Consider the following 23,020-nt stretch of genomic DNA (forward strand, 5'->3'; position numbering starts at 1 on the left):
TCATGCCATCAGTAACTGATCAGTTAAGTATTGTAGTAGAAAAAACAGAGCGTTTAATAGCGCTTTGTGGTGCCTTGCAGGAAGAGAATGACCTACTTAAGCTGGAAAATCAGTCGTTAAGTGCGGCGTTAAATGTGAGTAAGGATAAGGGTAAAGACCTTGAGGAAAAGCTTCGTGTATTGAAACTGGCAAAATCATTTTCAGAAACAAATGAAAAAAGCCTTGACATCAAGCAAAAAATTAACGAATTTGTGCGGGAAATTGATAAGTGTATTGTGTTGCTAAAAAAGTAACACTATTAAGTGAACAAGCTCAATGGGAGAGATCTCCATAAAAATAAATATTGCCGACCGTGTTTACCCTTTAAAGGTAGAGATGGAAGAAGAGGAATTGATACGCAGGGCAGCCAAAATGATCAATGACCGCATAAAAGAATATCAGGATAATTATGCAGTTAAAGACAAACAGGACCTGCTTTCGATGAGCGTGTTGCATTATGCAACGGCCTCGTTAAAAGCAGAACGCAAGGTAACGGTAGAAGATACTACCGTGGCCGAAAAAGCTTACCTGTTAGATCATATGTTAACCGAATTCTTTAACAAGCAATAAGCGTTCTTTATTAAAAATTATTAGAGCAAATTAAATTTAACCGCAGTTAAGTTTTTAAGATTCACTGGCAAGCGCAGGCTTGCTGTCATTTGGTTACCAGCAGGTAGTAGTTTTTACCTGGTGGCCCTGTTTGGCAGTATGCCTAAAGGCAATGATGCTTAAAAAAGGAGTTGCGGTTTTTTATTTTATATACCAAATTATGAACATTTTAGAAGTTATAATCGGCCTGCTGGTTGGAGCCATCATTGGTTTCGCTATAGGGCGTTACCTCCTCAATAAGCTATTTAAAGAGCGGGACCTATCGGCACAAAACAAAGCCAAAAAAATACTAAAGGATGCTGAGAACAATGCAGAGATCCTCAAAAAGAACAAGCAGCTGGAGGCTAAGGAACGCTTTTTGCAGTTGAAAGCCGAACATGAGCAAGAGGTAAACGCTAAAAATAACGCCATAAACCAACGCGAAAACTCCATCAAGCAAAAAGAACAATCGCTGAATCAAAAGCTGGAAAGTGCCAATCGTAAAGAAAATGAGCTGGACGGTACCCGCAAAAATTTAGAAAAGCAAACCGAAATTCTGAATAAAAAACAGGAAGAAGTTGAGCATCTAAAACAACAGCACGTACAGCAATTGGAAACCATTGCCGGTCTTACTGCCGAAGAAGCCAAGAACCAGTTAGTTGATACCCTGCGCGAAGAAGCCCGTACCAAAGCCATGATGCAGATCAAGGATATTGTAGACGAAGCTAAACTTACGGCAACCAAGGAAGCCAAAAAGGTGGTTATTCAAACCATACAACGTACCGCTACCGAGAGCGCTATCGAAAATACGGTATCAATATTTAACATCGAGAACGACGAGATCAAAGGCCGTATCATTGGTCGCGAAGGGCGCAACATCCGTGCGCTGGAAGCAGCAACCGGTATCGAGATTATTGTTGATGACACACCGGAGGCCATAATTCTTTCGGGTTTTGACCCGGTACGCCGCGAGATAGCCCGTTTGGCTATGCACCGTTTGGTAACCGATGGCCGTATTCACCCGGCCCGTATTGAGGAAGTGGTAGCTAAAACCCGCAAGCAAATTGAAGAAGAGATCGTTGAAATAGGCGAGCGTACCGTGATCGATTTAGGGATTCATGGTTTGCATCCAGAACTGATCCGCATGGTTGGCCGTATGCGTTACCGGTCATCGTACGGGCAAAACCTGTTGCAGCACTCGCGTGAGGTAGCAAACTTTTGCGCTACCATGGCGGCTGAATTAGGCCTGAACGTTAAAATGGCTAAACGTGCCGGTCTATTACACGATATTGGTAAGGTGCCTGATGATAACCCGGAATTGCCACATGCTATTTTGGGTATGCAGTTAGCCGAAAAATATAAGGAACATCCAGAAGTGTGTAACGCCATTGGTGCCCACCACGATGAGGTAGAAATGACTTCTATGATCTCGCCAATTATTCAGGCTTGTGACGCCATTTCGGGTGCCCGCCCAGGTGCCCGCCGTGAGGTGGTAGAAAGCTATATCAAACGTTTAAAAGAACTGGAAGAACTGGCATTATCATACCCTGGTGTGGAAAAAACCTTTGCTATACAGGCCGGCCGTGAGTTGCGTGTGGTGGTAGAGAGCGAGAAGATCAGCGATGCCCAGTCTGAAATACTGGCGGCTGATATCTCCAACCGTATCCAAACCGAAATGACTTATCCGGGTCAAATTAAGGTTACCGTGATCCGCGAAACACGTTCGGTAGCATTTGCCAAATAAAGTATAATTTTAATTATAATTTTGAAGCGACAAGAGTTAACCTTGTCGCTTTTTTTAATCTGTTTAAGTTTATGCAAAGCCCAGTTGAACAACGACCGGTTGACCGAGATTTTGAAGCGTACAACCAAGTGTACCAACGTGTAAATAATTCATACATCCTCCTTATAGCTGTACCGTTAATGATGTTTGGGTTAATGGCACTCACATGGGCTTTGCCTTTTCCACCTATCGCTTTTTTAGGGCGTTATAACGGCTATTTAAACTGGGCTTCTTTTTTAATAGCGGCATTGATCTATTATCATTTAAGATTATCGCCCATGGTATCTTACGTTTTGTTATTTATGCTGTTCGGGTTTTCGTATGGTATTATTCAACTGGAGCAGGCCGAAAAAGCCGGCGGTATGCAACTGTGGTTAGCTGGTTTAATGTTGGCGACGTTAGGGATAGGGCTTCAGTTATCAATTATGAATGCTAAAAAAGCAGGTAACCTGTTTCCGCTATTAAAAAAAGCATCCACATGGTTTATCGTTAAAATACTCAAATCAATTAAAGTTAGATATTAATTAATTTGTCATAATTTTAATATTATGTTAATTAATTAATGAAAGTTTTAAATATTAGTGCGTAAGCTTAAAAATATTGAAAAAATATTTTGCATGTAAAATATAATTGAGTAGTTTTGTTACTCAATCTATCCTAAAAGTTAATTTTAGTTAGAATCATTTACATGCTCGACGCGCTCATAACCTCTAAAACCCGTTTAAAATTGCTGCTCAAATTTTTTTTGAATGGCAATAATAAATCTTATTTGCGCGGGTTAGAAACCGAGTTCGGTGAATCGAGCAATGCTATCCGTATAGAACTTAACCGTTTTGAAGATGCCGGTTTGCTGGTATCATCAACCGAGGGTAATAAAAAAATTTATCAGGCTAATAAAAGCAATAGTATATATAACGATATTCACAGCTTGTTGATGAAGTTTGTGGGCATTGATGAGATCATTGAAAAGGTATTGCGCCGTGTGGGCGATTTGCAATCGGCTTATATAACCGGCAATTTTGCCCGCGGAATAGATAAAGATACCATAGATCTGCTCCTGATAGGGGATAATCTTAATCAGCAATACATATCGGGCTTAATTAATAAGGTTGAAGGAATGATTAAGCGGAAAGTAAACCTCGATATTATAAGCCCCGATCAATTGGCCGGGTACTTAGCTAATAATAACGCGCTGCTGATATGGCAGGAAAACAAGGAGTTTGCTTTATAAAATTTAATTCAAACATCTAAAATATATAGAATGAGTATTACTACTACCACTAATACAGCCAGCACCGATCATTGGGATATAGAAATTAAACCCAAAACAGGCTGGTTCGATATCCGGCTTGCCGAAGTATGGCATTACCGCGATCTGATGGTCTTGTTTGTACGCCGCGATTTTGTTGCCCAGTACAAGCAAACCGTATTAGGTCCGCTGTGGCACTTTATACAACCAATACTTACTTCCATTATGTTTGTACTGGTGTTTAATAAAATAGCACGCATACCGGTTGATGGCGATCCTATTGTTTTTTATATGGCGGGTAATATTATCTGGTCTTATTTTTCAACCTGCTTAACTTCAACCTCCTCTACCTTTACTTCAAATGCTTCTATTTTTGGTAAAGTGTACTTTCCGCGCCTGGTGCTGCCTTTAGCCACCGTGTTATCAAATATCGTAAAATTTGGTATCCAGTTTTTATTACTGGTTGCCACTATGGCCTACTCGCATTTTGTTAACGGCTATCCGTTTCCTTTAAGCTGGAACTGGCTTTTTGTGCCCTTTATTATTACCATGATGGCGGGTTTAGGTTTAGGTATTGGCATTATAATTTCATCGGTAACCACCAAGTACCGCGATTTTTCGGTCCTGATCACATTTGCAGTACAATTGATCATGTATCTTACTCCTGTTATTTATCCTTTGGCTTATTTAAAGGGTAAATCATACGGCCAGTTTGTAGCGTATAACCCTTTGGCTTATGCGGTAGAAGCATTTAAATACTGTGTAATTGGTCATGGCACTGTTTCAATACCTGGTTTATTATATTGCCTGGCGTTTATGTTTGTATTAATGTTTTTAGGTGCGGCCATTTTCACTAAGGTTGAAAAAACCTTTATGGATACGGTTTAATACAAGGGTTCATAAAGTTATATTACTATAAGTAAAGATTTCATTAAAAAATAAATGAGTAACAACGTAATCCAGGTAGAAAACCTATCTAAACAATATCGTTTAGGAAAAATAGGAACAGGGTCAATGGGCCATGATTTAAACCGTTGGTGGCATACCATGCGTGGTAAAGAAGACCCTTACTTAAAAATTGGTGAAACTAACGACCGTACTAAAGCAGGCACAAGCAATTACGTATGGTCATTGCGTGATGTTAACTTTAACATTGAGCAGGGCGATGCCGTGGGTATAATTGGCCGCAACGGCGCTGGCAAAAGCACCTTGCTTAAAATTTTAAGCCGGGTAACAGCACCTACTATTGGTAATGTAAAAATTAAGGGCCGCGTAGCCAGCTTACTCGAAGTTGGAACCGGTTTTCACCCGGAATTATCGGGCCGTGAAAATGTATATTTGAACGGTACCATTTTAGGGATGCGTAAGCACGAAATTAAAAAACACTTTGATGAAATAGTTGATTTTGCCGGGGTTGAGCGTTATATAGATACCCCTGTTAAACGTTATTCGAGCGGTATGTATGTGCGTTTAGCTTTTGCCGTTGCCGCTTATCTCGAAAGTGAGATCCTGATTGTTGATGAAGTGCTTGCCGTAGGCGATGCCGAATTTCAAAAAAAGTGCCTTGGCAAAATAAATGATGTAAGCAAGGGCGAAGGCCGTACCGTATTATTTGTAAGCCATAATATCGGTTCCATATATGCGCTTACCGATAATTGTATATTTATGGACCAGGGTAGGTTAATTGATAGCGGGCCAACAGCCAAAATTGCCTTGTTATACCAGAATGCCAATCAGCAAAATACAGGTAATAATCTTTATTTTGAAAAGAAAGAACTAAGCGACACTAAGCCTATTGAATTACTTACAGCAAAAATAGAGATAGAAGATAATGCCTTAGTCAACATCTTTGTATCGTATGTTGTAAAGAGGAAAGTAGGAAGTGTGGTATCTGTAAGAATAAACAATGCACAGGGTATTACTATCATCACTTTAAGGGATACTGACAGAGACCAAAGCATTTTTACTAAAGAAGCCGGTGAGTATAAAGTGCAGTTTGCTGTACCGGTTCACATGCTTTCGCCCAGCACTTTTAAGGTGACTTTCTCTTTTTCGGACATGAAGAGCGAAAGATTTGATTTTTTTGAAGACCTGTTAACATTTGAAGTTGAAGAATCAACTCGGCTTACAGAATCAACCGCTGTAAGAGAAGGAATAATTAAACCCAATATTGATTTTGTAACAAAAACATTCAGTACCAATGGAACAGTATAATTTTAACGATCATGGATTTGTAATCCTGAAAAAAGTATTTGATGGTGATACGCTGTCAAAAATGCGCGATCTAACCGACCGTATCATACAAGATGGAGAAAAGGAATTGGAAGACCCTTTTTCACCATATTACATGCGCCACAGAACAGATCAGGGTGCATTGTACGACCTATTCCAAAGACACCCGGAATTTCAGGAATTAGCAAAAAATGAAGTTATTCTGGACGAAATATCGAAGGTTGTTGGCGAGGACATATTTTTGTATGAAAATAGCCTCGTGTATAAGCCAAAAGGAAAGAACAATGAAGTGCCATGGCACCAGGATTTTATCAATCGCCCTACCGAGCCTATCAAGTTTATTGCCTGGATAGCTTTAGATGATGTTTTAATTGATAACGGTGCTATGAAAGTAATCCCGGGATCGCACAAGAACGGATTTTTACCTTGGTTTACCGTACCAGGCGAAACACATCATACACGCTTAAAATTAGACGGTATTAAACTTGAAGATTACATATTTGCCGAATTGGAAGCCGGTGATGTTTTAATTTTTAACCAGTTACTACTGCACTCGAGCGATCGTATTGTTTCAGAAAAACCAAGAAGGGCTTATAGGATATCATATCAGGGATTTGAGCAGATTTTTACACCACGTTCAACCCCGTTTGTATTAAGAGGTGGGTTGCCCGAAAGCATCAGGCAGCGTTACAATAAGCCGTACGAAAAGCCGCAGCCTGCACCAGCCCCCGCGCCGCAGCCTAAAAAAAATATTGTACAAAAGGTATTAAACAAAGTAGGTAAAAGGTTACAACGCTTTTAGTTTTTAAATAGTGGATAACAAACGCGTATTTTTTCCGGGACTAAACTCAATACGTTGTGTTGCTGTTTTACTGGTTATTATTACGCATATCGAATCTTTTAAAAATAAAAGTGGTGGTTATAGCCTTTTTAAAGTAGAAAAATTAAAGCTTTTCATTGAAAATATAGGCCATCATGGTGTTATTATTTTTTTTGCACTAAGCGGTTTTCTAATTACCTACTTGCTGTTAACAGAAAACGAACGTACAGGTACGGTTGATATAAAGAAGTTTTATATACGGCGGGCATTACGCATTTGGCCACTCTATTTTTTAGTTGTGGTACTGGGCTTTTTTGTATGGCCTTATATATTTAACCCGTCTTACTTTCCTGTTAAAACGCACCCGCATTTATTTGCCAAGCTGTTTTTAACAGTTGCGTTCTTACCAAATGCTATGCTGTTTGCTTATGGCTCAATTTTCACCATTGGTGTGCTATGGTCTATAGGTACCGAAGAACAATTTTATTTAGTATGGCCCTGGCTGGTAAGAAAGGTTAACGCAAACTTGTTGCCGCGCGTATTGATAGGAATTTTAGCAATCATAGTTTTGCTCAAGGTGATACTTTGGTTGGGTATTGAAAAATACCACACAGGTCCGGGAGTACATAAAATGCTTTTTGTGGCTTATCATTTTTTAGAGTATGATGCCATGTTGGTAGGAGCGTTTGCTGCCGTTGTTTATTATTACAAAAAGAAACAGTTAAGTTTGATATACAGTAAGTGGACGCAATTGATTGCATTTTGCCTGGTTGGTATCATGTTGTTCATAGCTCCTGATCTTGGTCCGTTTACAAATTTGGTTTTCGCCAACCTGTATGTAGTCCTTATCTTGAACATATCTACCAACACACAAACAATTTTAAAGGCTGTAAACCCTGTATCTGAATTTTTAGGAAAAATATCGTTCGGTATATACTTGTATCATTCGGTTTGTATAGCAGCCTGTTTAGCGTTGCTTAGCAGGTTTAAGAACATGGAGCTGTTAACCTACAATATTGTATTATATACACTGGTTATAAGCTCAACGGTTTTAATTAGTACAATATCTTTTTACGTTTTAGAGAAGCCGATTCTGAACTATAAAACAGGATTTATGATTGTAAAAAGCGGTAGCTCGTCTGCTTAATTAAGGTTAAATTAAATGGAAAACATATTTAAAAGTATAGCTAAAAAGGCAGTAAAGAAATTTATAAGCCGTAAGCAATATAAAGTTTATAAGGGTTTAGGGCAGCTTTATTATGATGCCAAAATTAAGCCGGTTATAAGTAAGGTACCGCTGCGCAAACCTACGGTTGTAAATTTAAATGCTAACGATATTTGTAACTCCAAATGTGCCATGTGCAACATTTGGGAGCAAAAGCAAGGCTTTGAGGTATCGCCCGCCCAGTTGGAGCAAATACTAAAAGATCCGTTGTTCAGTGAGGTGAAGCACATTGGTATAACCGGTGGCGAGCCTACGCTGCGTGAAGATCTTCCGCAGTTATACGAAGCGGTAATAAAGGCTATCCCCGGTATTATGGGTTTAAGCATTATTACCAACGCCATTAGGGAAAAAGATGTAATTGACCGTGTGGAGCAGGTAATTGCCATGTGCAGCAGCTACAACAAAGCTTTTAGCATGATGGTATCGCTCGATGGTTACGGCGAAACGCACGATAAGGTGCGCGGCCGTCCGGGCAACTTCGTTACCGCCATTAATGTTATCAATCATTTTAAAGCACAGCATATACCTATCGCCATCGGCAGTACCATATCTAAAGTAAACGTATGGGAAGCCGACGAGTTGCTTTACTATATGAAGCAAAACGATATTTACGGTCGTTTCAGGGTGGCCGAATTTATAAAGAGGCTTTATAACGACAATAAAGCCAACGTCATCCGTAACTTTGATGAAGATGAGATCTACCACCTGATCCTTTTCTTCCATAAGCTCATCTTTACTTTCGAAACTAACGAAATGTACAAAAGAACTTACCGCAGTATTATTAATATACTTAACGGCGGTAAACGTTTAATTGGCTGCCCTTACCAGGGCGATGGCGTGGTACTGAACTCAAGGGGCGAAATTGCCTACTGTGCGCCAAAATCGGCCATTATTGGTAATGGGCTAACCGAAAGCGGCCAAATGCTTTACGAAACCAATTTGAAAGAACGTGAGCGTATCCACGATAACGAGTGTGATAACTGCATACACGATTACCATGCCCCTATAACTTTTGAGGAACGACGCGCAGAGCTGGTTAAAGAATTTTGGGCCAAAAACTTAGCGATAAGCCCATCTAAAGCCCAAATGCTGCCCGATATGTTTTTGCCGGCAAAGCGCCTGGTTAAAAAGGGTATTCCACAAGTACTCATAGTAGGCTGGTACGGTACCGAAACCGTGGGCGATAAAGCCATTTTAGGTGGTATTATAGATCAGTTAAATGCGCAGTACCAAAACAATTATCAACTGGTAATTGCTGCTATATATCCATTTATAACCGAGCGTACCTGCAAGGAGCTTAATTTAAACGCACATGTAATTGAGTCGTACACCAGCGATTTGATTGCGTTTTCTAAGGGATCTGATGTGGTAATTATGGGTGGAGGGCCGCTCATGGATCTCGAGGATCTGGCTATACCGCTCAGGGCATTTCAGTATGCTAAAAAGAGCGGCAATAAAACCATTATTTACGGTTGTGGTTTAGGCCCGCTAACACACAGCAAATACATTAACGCGGTTAAGGAAATACTAAACCTGGCCGATGAAATTAAGTTGCGCGATAAAAAGAGTATTGATATGGCTTATGCCAGCTTTGAAGTAAAAAAGGAAGTGACCCTATCGGGCGATCCGGCAAAGATCTACCTGGGTCGTTACCCCGAGCAGCATAACCCCAACTCAACTATACTACGCTGTTACCTGCGCGATTGGACTCACGAGTATGCCGCGCACCTAAGCTATGCCGATTTTTTACTCAAGAAGGCCGAATTTGAATTTGCCCTGGCAAATTTCATCAAACAAAAAGCACTGGAGATCGGTGCTACCGAAATCAGGCTTGAGAATATGCACAATTTTGTGGTAGGTAATGATGACCGCGATTTTTCGAGACATTTTATAGATACCTACTTTAAAGATCAAACAGGCGTAAAAATCACTTACGATAAGTATTTATCATCTGTTGATTCTATTGTTAAAACCATGCAGAACTCGGCGCATAATGTTTGCATGCGTTTTCACTCGGTAGTGTTTGCACATACCCTGCATACCAACTTTACCGCGGTTGATTATACAGTAGGAGGTAAGATCTTAAATTACCTTTCAGATAATGAATGTACCGACAGGCTATTAAATGTTGATGACTTAATTAGTCGTTATTCATGATTAAAATTGCCCATATATGCACATCGCCCACAGGCGGGGCGGGTATAGCCGCCTACAGGCTGCATTGTGGGTTGCTTCAAAGCAGAGAATGTAGTTCGGTGGTTGTTTGTTTATGGCCCGGAAAGCATACCGACGATACCAGTATTATACAGGTTGCACAGCGGCCTTTAACCATTACCGAAAAGGTATTACGTAAATTTAATTGGTACACCGATAAGCAAGCTCACTTTAACCAGCAACTCGCTAAAGTGCCTGGTAAGTACGAAATAGCCACCTGGCCGCAAACACATTATGCTGTGGAGTTAGAAAAAGCCGTGCTCGATGCCGATATTGTTCATTTGCATTGGGTGGCGGGTTTTGTGAATTATCCAACCTTTTTCAAGAGCTTAAAAAATAAGATTATAGTTTGGACCCTGCACGATATGAACCCTTTTATGGGCATATTTCATTACCAGGGCGATGAAAGCCGTAACCCTGGGCTGCATCAGCTAAACAAACGGGCTTTAAAAATTAAATCGGTGGCATTAAACAACAGCAAGGTGCATGTGGTTGCGTTAAGCAACTGGATAGCAGCCGAAGCTCAAAAGAACAAGGTATTCGGCAGGTTTACCTATACCAGCATACCCAACGGCGTAAACCTTAATGTATTTAAGCCGGTTAATAAGGGTGTTGCTAAACAACATTTAAATATACCGGCAAATGAGCATACGCTATTGTTCATCTCCGAAAATATAGATAATTACCGCAAGGGGATAGATATTTTAATTGAAGCCCTTGCATTGGTTAAAAGCAGTAAACCTTTAAGGGTAATATCGGTTGGGCATGGCAATTTGCAATTACCGGAACACATAAACTATACCCCTATGGGTGCCATTTTTGATGAAGCAGAGCTGGCCCGTATTTATGCAGCTTCCGATATGTTTGTAATCCCATCGCGAGAGGATAATTTGCCGAACGTAATGGTGGAGGCATTTGCCTGCGGAACTCCCGTAGTGGGCTTCGCAATTGGAGGGTTAAAGCAGTATGTAATACCCTTTAAAACAGGCATACTGGCAAATAATATAACCACAACTGATTTTGCCAGGGCAATTGAAACCTGCCTGGAAAATTTAACTGGTTTTGATCAGGCCTATATTAGTGATTTTGCCCGTCAAAACTTTGATGATGAGTTGCAGGCCAGTTCACATGTAAACTTTTATAAGCAGCTATTAAAAGGGAAAAACTAATTAAACGTGAAATTATCTATCATCACTATAAATTACAATAACGCCGATGGTTTACAAAAAACCATCAACAGCGTACTTGCCCAGTCTTTTACCGATTGGGAATATATTATAATTGATGGCGGCTCTACTGATCAAAGCGTTGAGGTAATCAAAACCCATCAGCAGCATATAGCCTGCTGGGTGAGCGAAAAAGATTCGGGCGTGTATAACGCCATGAACAAAGGGATTGCCGCTGCCAAAGGCGAGTACTTGCTGATGTTAAATTCTGGCGATTATCTTATCAACAATGAGGTGTTAAGCCAGGTGTTCGGCAAGCCAGTTAGTGCCGATATTTTATATGGCGATACCTTGTGGGATGATAACGGCTCTACTTTTGAAACACATTTCCCCGAGCAATTAAGCTTTCAGTATTTCCGTAATAATTCATTAGGGCACCAAACCACCTTTATTCGCCGTGGCTTGCACAATGAGGTGGGCATGTACGATGAAAGTTACCGTATTGTATCCGACTGGAAGTTTTTTATGCAGGCCATTTGCAAGCATAACGTTTCGTGCCAGCACATACCTGTTTTAATAGCAGTTTGCGGACGTGATGGATTGAGTTGTAAAATTGAGAACTGGGGAAGGGTAGTAGCCGAAAGGGAGGCCATCCTGAATAAGGAATATGCCATGTTCATGCCCGATTATGAACGGGCTGATACCATTGAACAAAAATACGACTTCCTGAATAAAAGTCTTCCGGTACGTATTGGCAGGCGTATAAAAATGTTAAAGTAATTATTAGTGTAATTGCAGCATGCATATTGTTAAAATGCTGAATTGCGATAAATAAAACACCTGTAGTAGCCTATGCATAAGTTGAAAAAAGTTGTTATGATTTCGCATGATTCTTTCCAGGCGGGAGCTCCAATTTTGCTGATTAACCTGGCTGCTTTATTAATTCAAACCGGCAGGTACCAGGTTAGCTTTATTATAAAGAACAACAATGGTGTGTTAATACCCCGGTTTGAAGCATTAGGCCCGGTATTGATCTGGAATACAACGGCGCCGAAACCATCTTACTTACAAACCAAACTATATGCTGTAAAAAGAAAGATCTCCGGCAGCGTTGCCGAAACGCTTCCTGCTGGTTTACCCGCTTTTATAGAAGGTGCCGATGTAATCATATCAAACACCATTACCAACGGTGATATTTTACCGGCCATACGCTCTATATACAAAGGTAAAATCGTGTCCTACGTTCACGAACTGGAGATGGCCAGTAAATATTTTACCTCGGCAGCTGATGTTTCCAGGGTTATAGGCAGCAGTAACTCCTTTGCAGTACCATCAAAGGCGGTAAAAAATCATTTAATATCCGGCTTAAATATTCCGGCCGGTAAAACAGAGATCCTTAATTATTATATACCGCAAATTAACCGCGCCGCCGAAGATAAAGCCGCTTGCCGGCAACTACTTAACATACCCCAAAAAGGGTTTGTGGTTGGAGGGGTAGGTACTTCCGACTGGCGTAAAGGTGCCGATGTTTTTATACAGTTGGCTTTGCAAACAAAAAAAGCAGGGCTGCCTGTTGAAACAAGTTTTTACTGGTTTGGCGCTAACGAAACGGTAGACCTCGAACGCCTGAAGTACGACGTGAAAAAAATGGGACTGCAGGATAACGTTCATTTTATACCCGCATCTAACAAGGTCCCGTATTTTTTTAAGGCCATAGACTTATTTGTGCTTACCTCACGCGAAGATCCTTATCCCTTGGTGGTATTGGAGGCTGCCGATGCGGCAGTTCCTATCATTTGTTTTGAGGGTTCGGGCGGCGCACCTGAGTTTGTGGACACCGATGCCGGCAGCGTAATTGCGTACCTGGATACGGTAGCCGCGGCAACAGTCATAAAAAATTATGTATTGAACCCTGCCTTGCTTGCAGAACAGGGTGCGGTTGCGCAAGAAAAGGTAGCCCGGCTACATCAAAATCAAGATTTAATAGTACAACAGTTTGAAATGATAAGTGCACAATAAAACACATGGGAAACATTAAAGCTATAGCAATACATTTACCACAGTTTCACCCCTTTGCCGAAAACGACGAGTGGTGGGGCAGGGGCTTTACCGAGTGGACCAACGTAGCCAGGGCCAAGCCCTTATATAAAGGCCACTATCAGCCGCACTTACCGTCAGACCTTGGGTACTATGACCTGAGGCTCGAAGAATCGCGTATTGCTCAGGCCGAACTGGCTAAGGAATACGGTATATACGGCTTTTGCTATTATCATTACTGGTTTAATGGTAAACGCATTATGAATGCACCCATCGATGGTATATTAGCATCCGGCAAGCCCGATTTTCCCTTCATGCTGTGCTGGGCTAACGAAACCTGGAGCCGCAGGTGGCTTGGCGAAGAAAAGGAAGTGTTAATTAAACAGGATTACGGCCCGGAGGATAGTTACAATCACGCCAAATGGCTTTGCGATAAAGTGTTTATTGATAAACGTTACATTACCATACATGGCCGTCCTGCTTTTATGATCTATCGTCCGCATGATTTGCCCGATTACAAGCAAACCATTGCCATATTTAAAGAGGTAGCCCTAAAGGCCGGCCTGCCCGAACCTTTTATGATAGCCAGTAACTCGCACTCGCATAACCTGGAAGGCTTTGATCAGGTCATGAATTTTCAGCCCCAGTTAAGCCTGCTTAAAAATGCATTTAAAGATCATTCCTCTTTAAGTAAGTTTGTGCAGAACCGTAAATTAGGTGTTAATTCTGCATCGTTAAAGGTGTATGATTACAGCGCTGTTAAACGTATAATGGCTGCTGTTAAACTTAACTACAAGTTTTTTCCATGCGTGTTTGTAGGTTGGGATAACACGGCCCGTCGTGGTAAAAACGGTATTATTATAGCCAATCAAAACAAAGCTGATTTTAAGCAATCGCTTATAGAAGCCAAAAATATTGTAAAAGATAACCCTGCCGATGAACAAATCGTGTTTATAAATGCCTGGAACGAGTGGGCCGAAGGCAATCACCTGGAACCCGACCATAAATCGGGTCACGAGTATTTGGAAGCAGTAAAAGAAGTTTTTAATGGCTAAACATATCAAACCCATAGCTATACACTTACCGCAGTTTCACCCATTTGCCGAAAACGACGAGTGGTGGGGCAAGGGCTTTACCGAGTGGACCAATGTAGCCAAGGCCAAACCTCTGTTTGAAGGCCATTACCAGCCACATTTACCGTCCGATTTAGGTTTTTACGATATGCGCCTCGAGCAAACACGTATTGCACAGGCTGAAATGGCGAAAGAACATGGCATTTACGGGTTTTGCTACTACCATTACTGGTTTAACGGCAAGCGTATTATGAACCGCCCGCTCGATGATATGCTGAAAACCAATACCCCCGATTTTCCTTACATGCTTTGCTGGGCCAACGAAAATTGGACACGCCGCTGGGATGGGCAAGATGAGCATGCACTGATAAAACAGGATTACAGTACCGAGGATGATGTAGCGCATATTCGTTTTTTACTGGATACTTTTTTTAAGGATTCCCGCTATATTAGGGTTAACAATAAGCCATTCTTTGTAATTTACCGTCCGGCCTTGTTTCCCGATATGAAGGAAACTATCGCTACATGGCGCCGTGAGGCTGCTAAAGAGGGCGTTGAACTTTACATTGGGTTTATGAAAAGCTTCTCTTATGACCCCGATGATTTTGAAAATACAGGGTTTGATTGTTCGGTAGATTTTCAACCTAATTTGGTCTCTTTCCCTAAAAAGAAAAGCGAAAGCCTGAGCGATAAAGTTAAAAGGCGTTTAGGTTTAAATAAGTCTGATTTTAATACACATCGTTTTGCTTCGTACCCGGCTTATGTAGATAAAATGATCAATCAAAAGTTTGAGTTTAAAGCCAACCAGTTCCCGGGTATAAGCCCAAGTTGGGATAATACCGCCAGGCGCAGCAAAGGCGCAACTATATACACTGGTGCCACGCCTGATGAATATGGTCGTTGGTTACAGGATATTAAAAATAAATACGAAAGTAAGGACACTTACCTGTTTATAAACGCCTGGAATGAATGGGCCGAAGGTAATCACTTGGAGCCATGCCATCAATGGGGAAGACAGTATTTAGAACAAACCGCTAAAATTTTAAAAGATGCCTGAAGTTTCCGTCCTCATACCTAATTACAATCATGCGGTCTATTTAAGGGAACGTATAGATTCGGTATTGAACCAAACTTATCAGGATTTTGAAGTAATTATATTAGATGACTGCTCACCTGATAATAGTCGGGACGTAATAGAAGAATACCGCAATCATCCTAAGGTAAGTAAGATTGTATGGAATGAAACCAATAGTGGAACTACATTTAAGCAATGGGAAAAGGGTATAAGCCTGGCTCAGGGCAAGTATATATGGATTGCCGAAAGCGATGACTGGTGTGAAGTTACCTTGCTTGATACGCTGGTAAGCGCCTTAAAGGCAAATGGAGATTGTGTGTTAGCTTATGCACAATCGTACATAGTTTATAATGATAATGAGATCAATTGGATATCGCGAACCAAATTTTTAAGTGAGTACGTTAATGGGAAAGTTTACATTAAAAAGCACCTGTTGAAAAGGAACTCGGTTTTTAATGCCAGTATGGCTATATTCCGTAAAGATATTTACTTCCGGTTTTCTAAAGAGTACACCAAATTTAAGTTTTGCGGCGATTGGTTATTTTGGATAGAGGCCGCCAAACAGGGTGATGTATTTGTATCGGGTAGGGTGCTGAATTATTTCCGCAAACATGGTAAAGATGTAAGTGGCAAGGCCTATACTTCGGGTTTTAATTTCATTGAGGAAGTAAAGGTTATTCAATCTTTAAAGAATGATGATATAATTACTGAGGAAGAGTATAAAGAAGCATTATTATATAGATATTACAACTATCAAAAAGTAGTAAAACAGGTAAGTGCCGAAATTAAGGAACAAATAGATAAGCTTTTTTTTAATAATGGACAAACATCCTACAAAAGCTTTTTAATTAGCAAGTACCGCTTGCATTCGCTCAAAAGCAAGAGTAAGCAGTTATTAAAATTTTTTTTAAGTTAATTAGCCTATGAGCCAGATCTCAGTTATTATATGCACCCATAACCCCAAAATGGAATACCTGAACAGGGTATGGGAAACACTTAAAACACAAACGCTCGATAAAAACGAGTGGGAGCTGTTATTGATAGATAATGGTAGTAAAGAAATTTTGTCTACTTACATTGATCTGTCGTGGCACCCCAATGCCCGCCATGTCCGTGAGGATAAGTTAGGTTTAACACCCGCGCGTATTTGCGGTATAGTAAATGCCAGGGCCGGTATATTGTTATTTGTTGATGATGACAACTGCTTGAAAAACAATTACCTGGAGCTATCGGTAAAGCAATTTAAGGATAACTCGCTTTTAGGGACCTTGGGTGCCGGCAAAATTTTACCCGAGTTTGAGGCAGAACCATCGGCAGAGATCTTGCCTTATACACAAATGCTTGCCTTACGTAATGAGGAGCGTGCGCATTACTCTAACGCGGTTAGGTTTAGCAGTGCCGTACCTTATGGTGCAGGCATGTGTATTTTGAAAACGGTAGCCCTGGCTTATGTGGAATCATGCAAAAAAAGAACCATTGCCGCCGCTTTAGACCGTACCGGTAACGCATTGCTATCGGGCGGGGATGTGGACCTGGCTTTGCATGCCTGCCATGCAGGTTACCTGGCCGGCGTTATACCCGAACTGGAACTCATTCACATTATACCAAAAGGCCGGTTGGCCGAAGATTACTTGATCAAAATTGCTGCCGGCCATGCTTTTTCGCACTATATGCTGGGCCGTATGTGGGGTTATTTAAAAGAGTACCCCGAAAACCCGATATTGAAAAAAGTACGGTTTTTAACCAAAGCACGCAGGGGTAAGGGTTTAAGTAAAGCCATATTTATTGCCGAACATAAGGCTGTTGAACAAGCCCGGGCTGCCTGGAATAAAACTGCAAAGGCCTAATTTAATCATCCATGAAAATTGCTATAGCCGCTTTAGGCGATCCGCGCGCCGTTAAAACATGGTCGGGGATACCCGCTCACATCATTCCGGTGCTTGAAAACCGCGGGCACGAAGTGGTGAGTATAAGCTTAAACAAGCCCGCTGAGCCCTGGTACTACAACTGGTTGAGGCGTATCTACTCGAGGTTGCAAGGCAAGTGGTTTTTATCGAGTGTAGAAAAACCCGTGTTGCAAGCTATAGGCCACCAATTTGACAGGGAAGTAGCTATTATACAGCCCGATGTTGTATTGGTAATACATGGAGATTTTTTGGCTTACACTACCTTTAAGCAACCTGCTATTTTAATACACGATACTACCTTTGCCAGTTTGTTAGGTTATTACAGCGATTTTAGCAACCTCACGCAGCGTAGTATTAAAGCGGGGAACGATATGTATCAGAAAGCTTTAAACAGGACCGATGCGGCGGTATTTTCGGCCGATTGGGCATCGCAAAGTGCCCTTAACGATTATACTGTCTCGCCATTAAAAGTACACACCATACCCTTGGGTGCTAACTTAAAGCAGCCACCGGCACCGGCTTTGGTTAATGAGTGGATAGCCAAACGTACACAAACCGATGTGTGCAACCTGCTGTTTTTAGGTATTAGCTGGCAGCGAAAAGGTGGGCCCGATGTATTGCGTTTTGTAGCTCACTTAAATAGTAAAGGTATTAGATGCGTATTAAATGTGGTGGGTGTAACACCCGATATACCTGTAGAGTACAAGCCTTACGTTAACGTAATGGGTTTCCTTAAAAAAAGCGTACCCGCCGAGGCGGAACAATTGGAAAAACTGCTTGAAACATCCAGCGCATTAATATTACCCTCCATAGCCGAATGTTACGGCTGTGTATTTTGCGAAGCTAATGCGTATGGCCTGCCGGCACTGGGCCGTAATACCGGCGGCATCCCCGAAATTATTAAAGAAGGTATTAACGGCTTTATGTTGGGCACCAATGAAACCCCCGAAGCATTTGCCGACAGGTGGGCCGAAGTTTGGCTTAACAAACAAGCCTATACCCACATGGCTACGCAGAGCCGTAACGAGTACGAAACCCGTTTAAACTATGATACGTTTGCGCAAAAGCTGGAAAAACTTATTATTAATTTAATCTGAAATATTAACTAAAAATCAAAACTCACAGATATTTAACAGTTTACAAAGGTTGTTAACAATGGCTTAACAATAATCACCTATACTGTTAATCTATAAGTAACACTAAGCTAATGTTGCGCTAATACTTTTGCTTGTATCAAACAAACGCAAGTGAAAAAATTAGCTACTACCCTTTTTAAATTAACGCTTGGCATACTGCTTACTGCTTCCTTTAGCCTAACTTATGCACAAGGTACCGGTAAACTAACCGGAAAAATAACCGATGCCAAATCGGGCGAAGTTTTAATAGGCGCATCAGTATTGGTGCAGGGCTTATCAAAAGGTGCCGCTACTAATGTTAACGGCGAATATAATATAACCGCATTGCCAGCAGGTACCTATGAGGTACTGGTGAGGTACGTAGGTTATCAAAATAAATTGATTTCTGATGTTCAGGTAAAAGGCGATGCAGCCACTTCTCTAAATATAACCTTAACTGAAGCAAATACCCAGCAGTTACAGGCTGTTACCGTAAGGGCTACTTTTCGCCAGGAATCGGCCAGTTCGTTGTATGCCCAGCAAAAAAATAACTCCAGGATAACTGACGGAATATCGGCCGAAGCCATACGCCGTTCGCCTGATAGAAATACGGCCGATGTTTTAAAAAGAGTAAGTGGGGTAACCGTAGCAGATGGCAGATATGTGGTAGTGCGTGGCTTGAGCGACAGATATAATAATGCCCAGCTCGATGGTGCCAACCTGCCAAGTACCGAACCCAATAAAAAAGCTTTCTCCTTTGATATAGTACCCTCTAACCTGGTTGACAATATAGTTATCAGCAAAACGGCTACGCCCGATCTTCCTGGTGATTTTACTGGTGGTAATGTTCAAATTACAACCAAAGATATCCCCGACAAAAACTTCATAACTTTTGGCATAGGGGCGGGTTATAATACGGCTACTACCTTTAAAGATTTTAAAAGCGGTACCCGTAATGCTACAGATTATTTGGGTTTTGATAACGGTAAAAAACAGCTGCCTTCTAACTTCCCTTCTTCAACAAGAATATCGGAGGGCTTTACTGCCGAGCAAAATATAATTGCTGCCAACCGGTTACCTAAAAACTTTAATATTTACAATAACTCGGCTCTGCCAAACCAAAATTACCAGTTTACAATTGGAAGGGTAAAAGATTTTGAAAAATCGAATAACCGCTTAGGTGCCATCGTGTCGTTAACTTACCGTAATACGCAAAACTATTACAAAGACCTCACACGCGATTATTTTGACTTTAACTATAACGATCAGGTTTACAGGTTTGCAACCAATATAGGCGGATTGGCCAACTTTGCCTATACATTTGGAAAAAACAAGATCACCTTAAAAAATACCTATAACAGGTTATATGAAGATCAATTCCTGCAAAGAACAGGTACCAATGCTGGGCCAGGTAATGAGCAAAGTTTCTTCGCTTTCGATTTGCTTCAAAAATCTTTATTCAAATCTACTTTAGAAGGAACTCACTCCGTAGGTACCAACAGCGCTAAATTTACATGGTTATTAAGCTACAGTAACGTGTTTAACGATCAGCCCGATCAGCGTAAAGTTAATTATGCCCGCAATATAGGCAGTAATGATCCGTTTCAGGCCAACGTTACCACATTGGGTAAAGAGAACAGCCGCCTGTTTTCCGATTTGAATGAAAATGGTTACACCGGCTCGTTAAATTATACCTCACCTGTTAAAATGTTTAGCAATACCGCTACGTTTAAAGCTGGTTTAAACTCATATTACCGTAAAAGGGACTTTAATGTTAGGTATATAGGCTTGGTGCTTATTAATAACCCAAACTTTGACGATTATACTCAAATTAGAGCAAGGTCTTTAAATAGTTTATTTGGTAGCGACTTAATTAATACTAATCGCTATAAACTCGATGAACTTCCAGGTGCAGCCATTTCAGAGTCATATTCAGCAAATTCTTTAACAAATGCTGGTTATTTAATGCTGGATAATAAAATTGGAAAGAATTTACGGGTTGTATGGGGAGCAAGGGTAGAACAGTTTAATTTGGACCTAACTTCTACCGATCGTTCAACCATTGTAGACCAAAATTATGTTGATGTGCTTCCGTCGGTAAACCTAACTTACAGTTTAACGCCTAAAGCTAACCTGAGGTTTTCCTATGCACGTACCCTTGCACGCCCTGAATTTAGGGAGCTATCTAATTTTGGATATTTTGACTACGAACAAATTGCTACATTACAAGGAAACCCTGATTTAAAAAAGACCCAGGTTGATAACGTCGATCTTCGTTACGAATTTTATCCATCTGCCGGCCAAATCATATCTGTTTCAGCATTTTACAAACGCTTTAAAAATGCGATAGAGACCTACAATTTTGATTTGGGCTCTAACCGTTTGATCATTTATCAGAACTCACCGAAAGCCAATATTTTCGGAGCTGAGTTTGAGTTTCGCAAAACACTTGATTTTATATCTACAGGTAATTTGTTTAAAAATACCACCGCTTATACCAACGTAACCCTAATCAAATCAAAAGCAACCAATCCAACAGATTTAGGGTTTAATTTAAATTATACCGACAGGCCATTAGTTGGCCAGGCACCTTACGTTATCAACGCCGGTTTAACACGTACGTTTATGGATAACAAGTACACTTTTAATGCCTTATATAACGTAGTAGGCCGGAGGCTTAATGTAGTAGGTGGAACTGGTTTCCCTGCAATTTGGGAAGCCCCAAGAAACGTAATCGATTTACAATTTGGTGTTAGGGTTTTAAAAGGCAGAGGTGAATTGAAGTTAAACGCCGCCGATGTTTTAAACCAGCGGGCTTTAATGTACTTCGACGTTAATGAGAACAAGAAATATGATGCTGGCGAGCAAGATCAAACCCTGAGCCGCTACCGTGCCGGAAGTACCTATTCATTTGTGTTCACATATAATCTATAAATCCTTAACAATATCTTAAACATAGCATAATGTATAGTTTAAGCTTTAACCTCATCTTTGACAAGAAATAAAATCAGAAAAATGAAAAAAATTTTATTATTAGCCGCTTTAAGCGTATCGATCTATTTAACCGGCTGTTCAAGCGACAGCACAGACGATGGAGTAATTAATCCTCCGGTAGTTGTACCATCAAGTAATACTGTTGAAGTATCTGGTGATATTACAACAAATACTACCTGGACTGCAGATAAAATATACTTATTAAAAGGTAATGTTTATGTTACTAACAACGTAACATTAACTATTGAAGCTGGTACTTTAATTAAAGGTGACAAACCTACTAAGGCTGCTTTGGTTATAACCCGTGGTGCAAAAATCAGTGCTATTGGTACAGCTGATAAGCCTATCGTATTTACATCTAACCAACCTGCAGGCGGCCGTGCTCAAGGCGATTGGGGTGGTGTTGTTCTTTTAGGTAAGGCACCTAACAATGCTGGACCTTCTATTACTATTGAAGGTATATCTGATGCAAGTGATAAAGCAAAATACGGCGGTACTGATGGTGCTGATAACTCTGGTACATTAAAATATGTACGTATTGAGTATGCAGGTATTCCATTGGGTCCTGATAATGAGCTTAACGGTTTAACCATGGGTAGCGTTGGTTCAGGTACAACTATTGATTATGTATCGGTTTACCGTTCGGGTGATGATGCCTATGAGTGGTTTGGTGGTTCTGTGAATGCGAAACACTTAGTAGCTATTGCTACGTTTGATGATGACTTTGATACCGATTTCGGTTATTCAGGTAAAGTTCAATTCGCTATAGCTCAGCGTTTGGCTTCAACAGCCGACGTTTCTGGTTCTAATGGATTTGAGTCGGATAACAACGGTGCAGGTGGCGATGTTGCTCCGCAAACAAGTGCCTTATTTTCTAACGTAACCATTTTAGGCCCACGCGAAGTTGCTTCAAGTGCTCCTGCCATTAATGCAAACTATCAGCATGCTGCTCAAGTTCGTCGTAACTCAGCACTTAGCATTGCCAACTCTGTATTAGTAGGTTATACCGAAGGTATATTTTATGATGATGCTGCACCTTCAGGTTCAACTATAAACTCATCTAACAATTACTTGTCTGATAAAGCATTGTTCTTAAATAACTTAATTTATACCTGCAATAGCAAAGCAAATCAAATTAAAGCATCAAACGCTACTGCTTTAGCTGCTATTACTGCTAAAATTACCCCGAATAATACTTTTAACGATGCAATTTTTGCTGCAGCAGTTTACACTGATCCATATAAGTTCTCGGCAGATTTAGCCCCTTCAGCAAGAGCAGGTGTGCCTAACTTTATACAAGTTGCGGCTTCAACTGCTTTAACAGGTGCATCATTTACCAATACAAGATATGCTGATGCATTTTTTGATAAAGTAGCATACAGAGGTGCTTTTGGTACAGACAACTGGACTACCGGTTGGGTTGTATATGATCCACAAGTACTGCCTTACACCACTCCGGGTGCTGTAAAATAAAACAACATCTAAACTTTATAATTAGAAAAG

At 40.8% G+C, this 23,020-nt stretch carries 20 protein-coding genes; all 20 read left to right on the forward strand.

The genetic code is table 11. The annotated features are described in order from the left end of the window. The first annotated feature begins 2 nt into the window (after positions 1-2). Positions 3-293, forward strand: a complete 291-nt coding sequence (locus tag ACFQ3S_RS05065) for a hypothetical protein (protein ID WP_377161899.1) — start codon at positions 3-5, stop codon at positions 291-293. A 22-nt stretch (positions 294-315) separates the two neighbouring features. Further along, the gene (locus ACFQ3S_RS05070) at positions 316-609 is read left to right on the forward strand and encodes a cell division protein ZapA (protein ID WP_377161901.1); all 294 of its coding nucleotides are present in this window, start codon (positions 316-318) and stop codon (positions 607-609) included. A gap of 199 nt (positions 610-808) precedes the next feature. Next, positions 809-2,371, forward strand: a complete 1,563-nt coding sequence (gene rny / locus ACFQ3S_RS05075; RefSeq protein WP_377161903.1) for a ribonuclease Y — start codon at positions 809-811, stop codon at positions 2,369-2,371. Between the two features lie 71 nt (positions 2,372-2,442). Further along, a complete protein-coding gene (locus ACFQ3S_RS05080; RefSeq protein WP_377161905.1) occupies positions 2,443-2,934 on the forward strand; it encodes a hypothetical protein in 492 nt (163 codons plus the stop codon). Positions 2,935-3,098: 164 nt separating this feature from the next. After that, the gene (locus tag ACFQ3S_RS05085; RefSeq protein ID WP_377161907.1) at positions 3,099-3,641 is read left to right on the forward strand and encodes an ArsR family transcriptional regulator; all 543 of its coding nucleotides are present in this window, start codon (positions 3,099-3,101) and stop codon (positions 3,639-3,641) included. Positions 3,642-3,671: 30 nt separating this feature from the next. Further along, positions 3,672-4,547 (forward strand): ABC transporter permease, encoded by an 876-nt coding sequence (locus ACFQ3S_RS05090; RefSeq protein WP_377161909.1) that lies wholly within the window; start codon positions 3,672-3,674, stop codon positions 4,545-4,547. A gap of 54 nt (positions 4,548-4,601) precedes the next feature. Next, the gene (locus tag ACFQ3S_RS05095; RefSeq protein ID WP_377161911.1) at positions 4,602-5,873 is read left to right on the forward strand and encodes an ABC transporter ATP-binding protein; all 1,272 of its coding nucleotides are present in this window, start codon (positions 4,602-4,604) and stop codon (positions 5,871-5,873) included. Continuing rightward, complete coding sequence (locus ACFQ3S_RS05100; RefSeq protein WP_377161913.1) at positions 5,860-6,693, forward strand: phytanoyl-CoA dioxygenase family protein; 834 nt, start codon at positions 5,860-5,862, stop codon at positions 6,691-6,693. The genes ACFQ3S_RS05095 and ACFQ3S_RS05100 overlap by 14 nt, the downstream gene beginning before the upstream one ends. A gap of 10 nt (positions 6,694-6,703) precedes the next feature. Then, complete coding sequence (locus ACFQ3S_RS05105) at positions 6,704-7,858, forward strand: acyltransferase family protein (protein WP_377161915.1); 1,155 nt, start codon at positions 6,704-6,706, stop codon at positions 7,856-7,858. A 15-nt stretch (positions 7,859-7,873) separates the two neighbouring features. Then, a complete protein-coding gene (locus tag ACFQ3S_RS05110; protein ID WP_377161917.1) occupies positions 7,874-10,093 on the forward strand; it encodes a polysaccharide pyruvyl transferase family protein in 2,220 nt (739 codons plus the stop codon). Then, a complete protein-coding gene (locus ACFQ3S_RS05115) occupies positions 10,090-11,319 on the forward strand; it encodes a glycosyltransferase (RefSeq protein ID WP_377161919.1) in 1,230 nt (409 codons plus the stop codon). Before ACFQ3S_RS05110 ends, ACFQ3S_RS05115 begins: the two co-directional genes overlap by 4 nt. 6 nt (positions 11,320-11,325) lie before the next feature. Next, complete coding sequence (locus tag ACFQ3S_RS05120) at positions 11,326-12,096, forward strand: glycosyltransferase family 2 protein (RefSeq protein ID WP_377161921.1); 771 nt, start codon at positions 11,326-11,328, stop codon at positions 12,094-12,096. A 72-nt stretch (positions 12,097-12,168) separates the two neighbouring features. After that, positions 12,169-13,335, forward strand: coding sequence for a glycosyltransferase family 4 protein (locus ACFQ3S_RS05125; protein WP_377161923.1), 1,167 nt, complete (start codon positions 12,169-12,171; stop codon positions 13,333-13,335). Between the two features lie 5 nt (positions 13,336-13,340). Further along, entirely contained in the window at positions 13,341-14,408 is a 1,068-nt protein-coding gene (locus ACFQ3S_RS05130; RefSeq protein WP_377161925.1) for a glycosyltransferase WbsX family protein, read from the forward strand. Next, positions 14,401-15,483, forward strand: a complete 1,083-nt coding sequence (locus ACFQ3S_RS05135) for a glycosyltransferase WbsX family protein (protein ID WP_377161927.1) — start codon at positions 14,401-14,403, stop codon at positions 15,481-15,483. Before ACFQ3S_RS05130 ends, ACFQ3S_RS05135 begins: the two co-directional genes overlap by 8 nt. Beyond that, the gene (locus ACFQ3S_RS05140) at positions 15,476-16,417 is read left to right on the forward strand and encodes a glycosyltransferase family 2 protein (protein ID WP_377161929.1); all 942 of its coding nucleotides are present in this window, start codon (positions 15,476-15,478) and stop codon (positions 16,415-16,417) included. The genes ACFQ3S_RS05135 and ACFQ3S_RS05140 overlap by 8 nt, the downstream gene beginning before the upstream one ends. Before the next feature lie 7 nt (positions 16,418-16,424). Further along, the gene (locus ACFQ3S_RS05145) at positions 16,425-17,348 is read left to right on the forward strand and encodes a glycosyltransferase (protein ID WP_377161930.1); all 924 of its coding nucleotides are present in this window, start codon (positions 16,425-16,427) and stop codon (positions 17,346-17,348) included. Between the two features lie 11 nt (positions 17,349-17,359). Further along, positions 17,360-18,505: a glycosyltransferase family 4 protein gene (locus ACFQ3S_RS05150; RefSeq protein WP_377161932.1), complete on the forward strand. Its 1,146-nt coding sequence runs from the start codon at positions 17,360-17,362 to the stop codon at positions 18,503-18,505. A 150-nt stretch (positions 18,506-18,655) separates the two neighbouring features. Beyond that, positions 18,656-21,457, forward strand: a complete 2,802-nt coding sequence (locus tag ACFQ3S_RS05155) for a TonB-dependent receptor (protein WP_377161934.1) — start codon at positions 18,656-18,658, stop codon at positions 21,455-21,457. Positions 21,458-21,538: 81 nt separating this feature from the next. Further along, the gene (locus tag ACFQ3S_RS05160; protein ID WP_377161936.1) at positions 21,539-22,990 is read left to right on the forward strand and encodes a hypothetical protein; all 1,452 of its coding nucleotides are present in this window, start codon (positions 21,539-21,541) and stop codon (positions 22,988-22,990) included. The last annotated feature ends 30 nt before the right edge of the window (positions 22,991-23,020 follow it).

Origin of the sequence: Mucilaginibacter terrae, from assembly GCF_042679325.1 — a bacterium.
Lineage (GTDB): Bacteria > Bacteroidota > Bacteroidia > Sphingobacteriales > Sphingobacteriaceae > Mucilaginibacter > Mucilaginibacter terrae.

Bases quoted from the DNA above. Each gene is read 5' to 3' on its own strand.
- ACFQ3S_RS05065 (WP_377161899.1), top strand. From the start codon at position 3: ATGCCATCAGTAACTGATCAGTTAAGTATTGTAGTAGAAAAAACAGAG.
- ACFQ3S_RS05070 (WP_377161901.1), top strand. From the start codon at position 316: ATGGGAGAGATCTCCATAAAAATAAATATTGCCGACCGTGTTTACCCT.
- rny (WP_377161903.1), top strand. From the start codon at position 809: ATGAACATTTTAGAAGTTATAATCGGCCTGCTGGTTGGAGCCATCATT.
- ACFQ3S_RS05080 (WP_377161905.1), top strand. From the start codon at position 2,443: ATGCAAAGCCCAGTTGAACAACGACCGGTTGACCGAGATTTTGAAGCG.
- ACFQ3S_RS05085 (WP_377161907.1), top strand. From the start codon at position 3,099: ATGCTCGACGCGCTCATAACCTCTAAAACCCGTTTAAAATTGCTGCTC.
- ACFQ3S_RS05090 (WP_377161909.1), top strand. From the start codon at position 3,672: ATGAGTATTACTACTACCACTAATACAGCCAGCACCGATCATTGGGAT.
- ACFQ3S_RS05095 (WP_377161911.1), top strand. From the start codon at position 4,602: ATGAGTAACAACGTAATCCAGGTAGAAAACCTATCTAAACAATATCGT.
- ACFQ3S_RS05100 (WP_377161913.1), top strand. From the start codon at position 5,860: ATGGAACAGTATAATTTTAACGATCATGGATTTGTAATCCTGAAAAAA.
- ACFQ3S_RS05110 (WP_377161917.1), top strand. From the start codon at position 7,874: ATGGAAAACATATTTAAAAGTATAGCTAAAAAGGCAGTAAAGAAATTT.
- ACFQ3S_RS05115 (WP_377161919.1), top strand. From the start codon at position 10,090: ATGATTAAAATTGCCCATATATGCACATCGCCCACAGGCGGGGCGGGT.
- ACFQ3S_RS05125 (WP_377161923.1), top strand. From the start codon at position 12,169: ATGCATAAGTTGAAAAAAGTTGTTATGATTTCGCATGATTCTTTCCAG.
- ACFQ3S_RS05130 (WP_377161925.1), top strand. From the start codon at position 13,341: ATGGGAAACATTAAAGCTATAGCAATACATTTACCACAGTTTCACCCC.
- ACFQ3S_RS05135 (WP_377161927.1), top strand. From the start codon at position 14,401: ATGGCTAAACATATCAAACCCATAGCTATACACTTACCGCAGTTTCAC.
- ACFQ3S_RS05140 (WP_377161929.1), top strand. From the start codon at position 15,476: ATGCCTGAAGTTTCCGTCCTCATACCTAATTACAATCATGCGGTCTAT.
- ACFQ3S_RS05145 (WP_377161930.1), top strand. From the start codon at position 16,425: ATGAGCCAGATCTCAGTTATTATATGCACCCATAACCCCAAAATGGAA.
- ACFQ3S_RS05150 (WP_377161932.1), top strand. From the start codon at position 17,360: ATGAAAATTGCTATAGCCGCTTTAGGCGATCCGCGCGCCGTTAAAACA.
- ACFQ3S_RS05160 (WP_377161936.1), top strand. From the start codon at position 21,539: ATGAAAAAAATTTTATTATTAGCCGCTTTAAGCGTATCGATCTATTTA.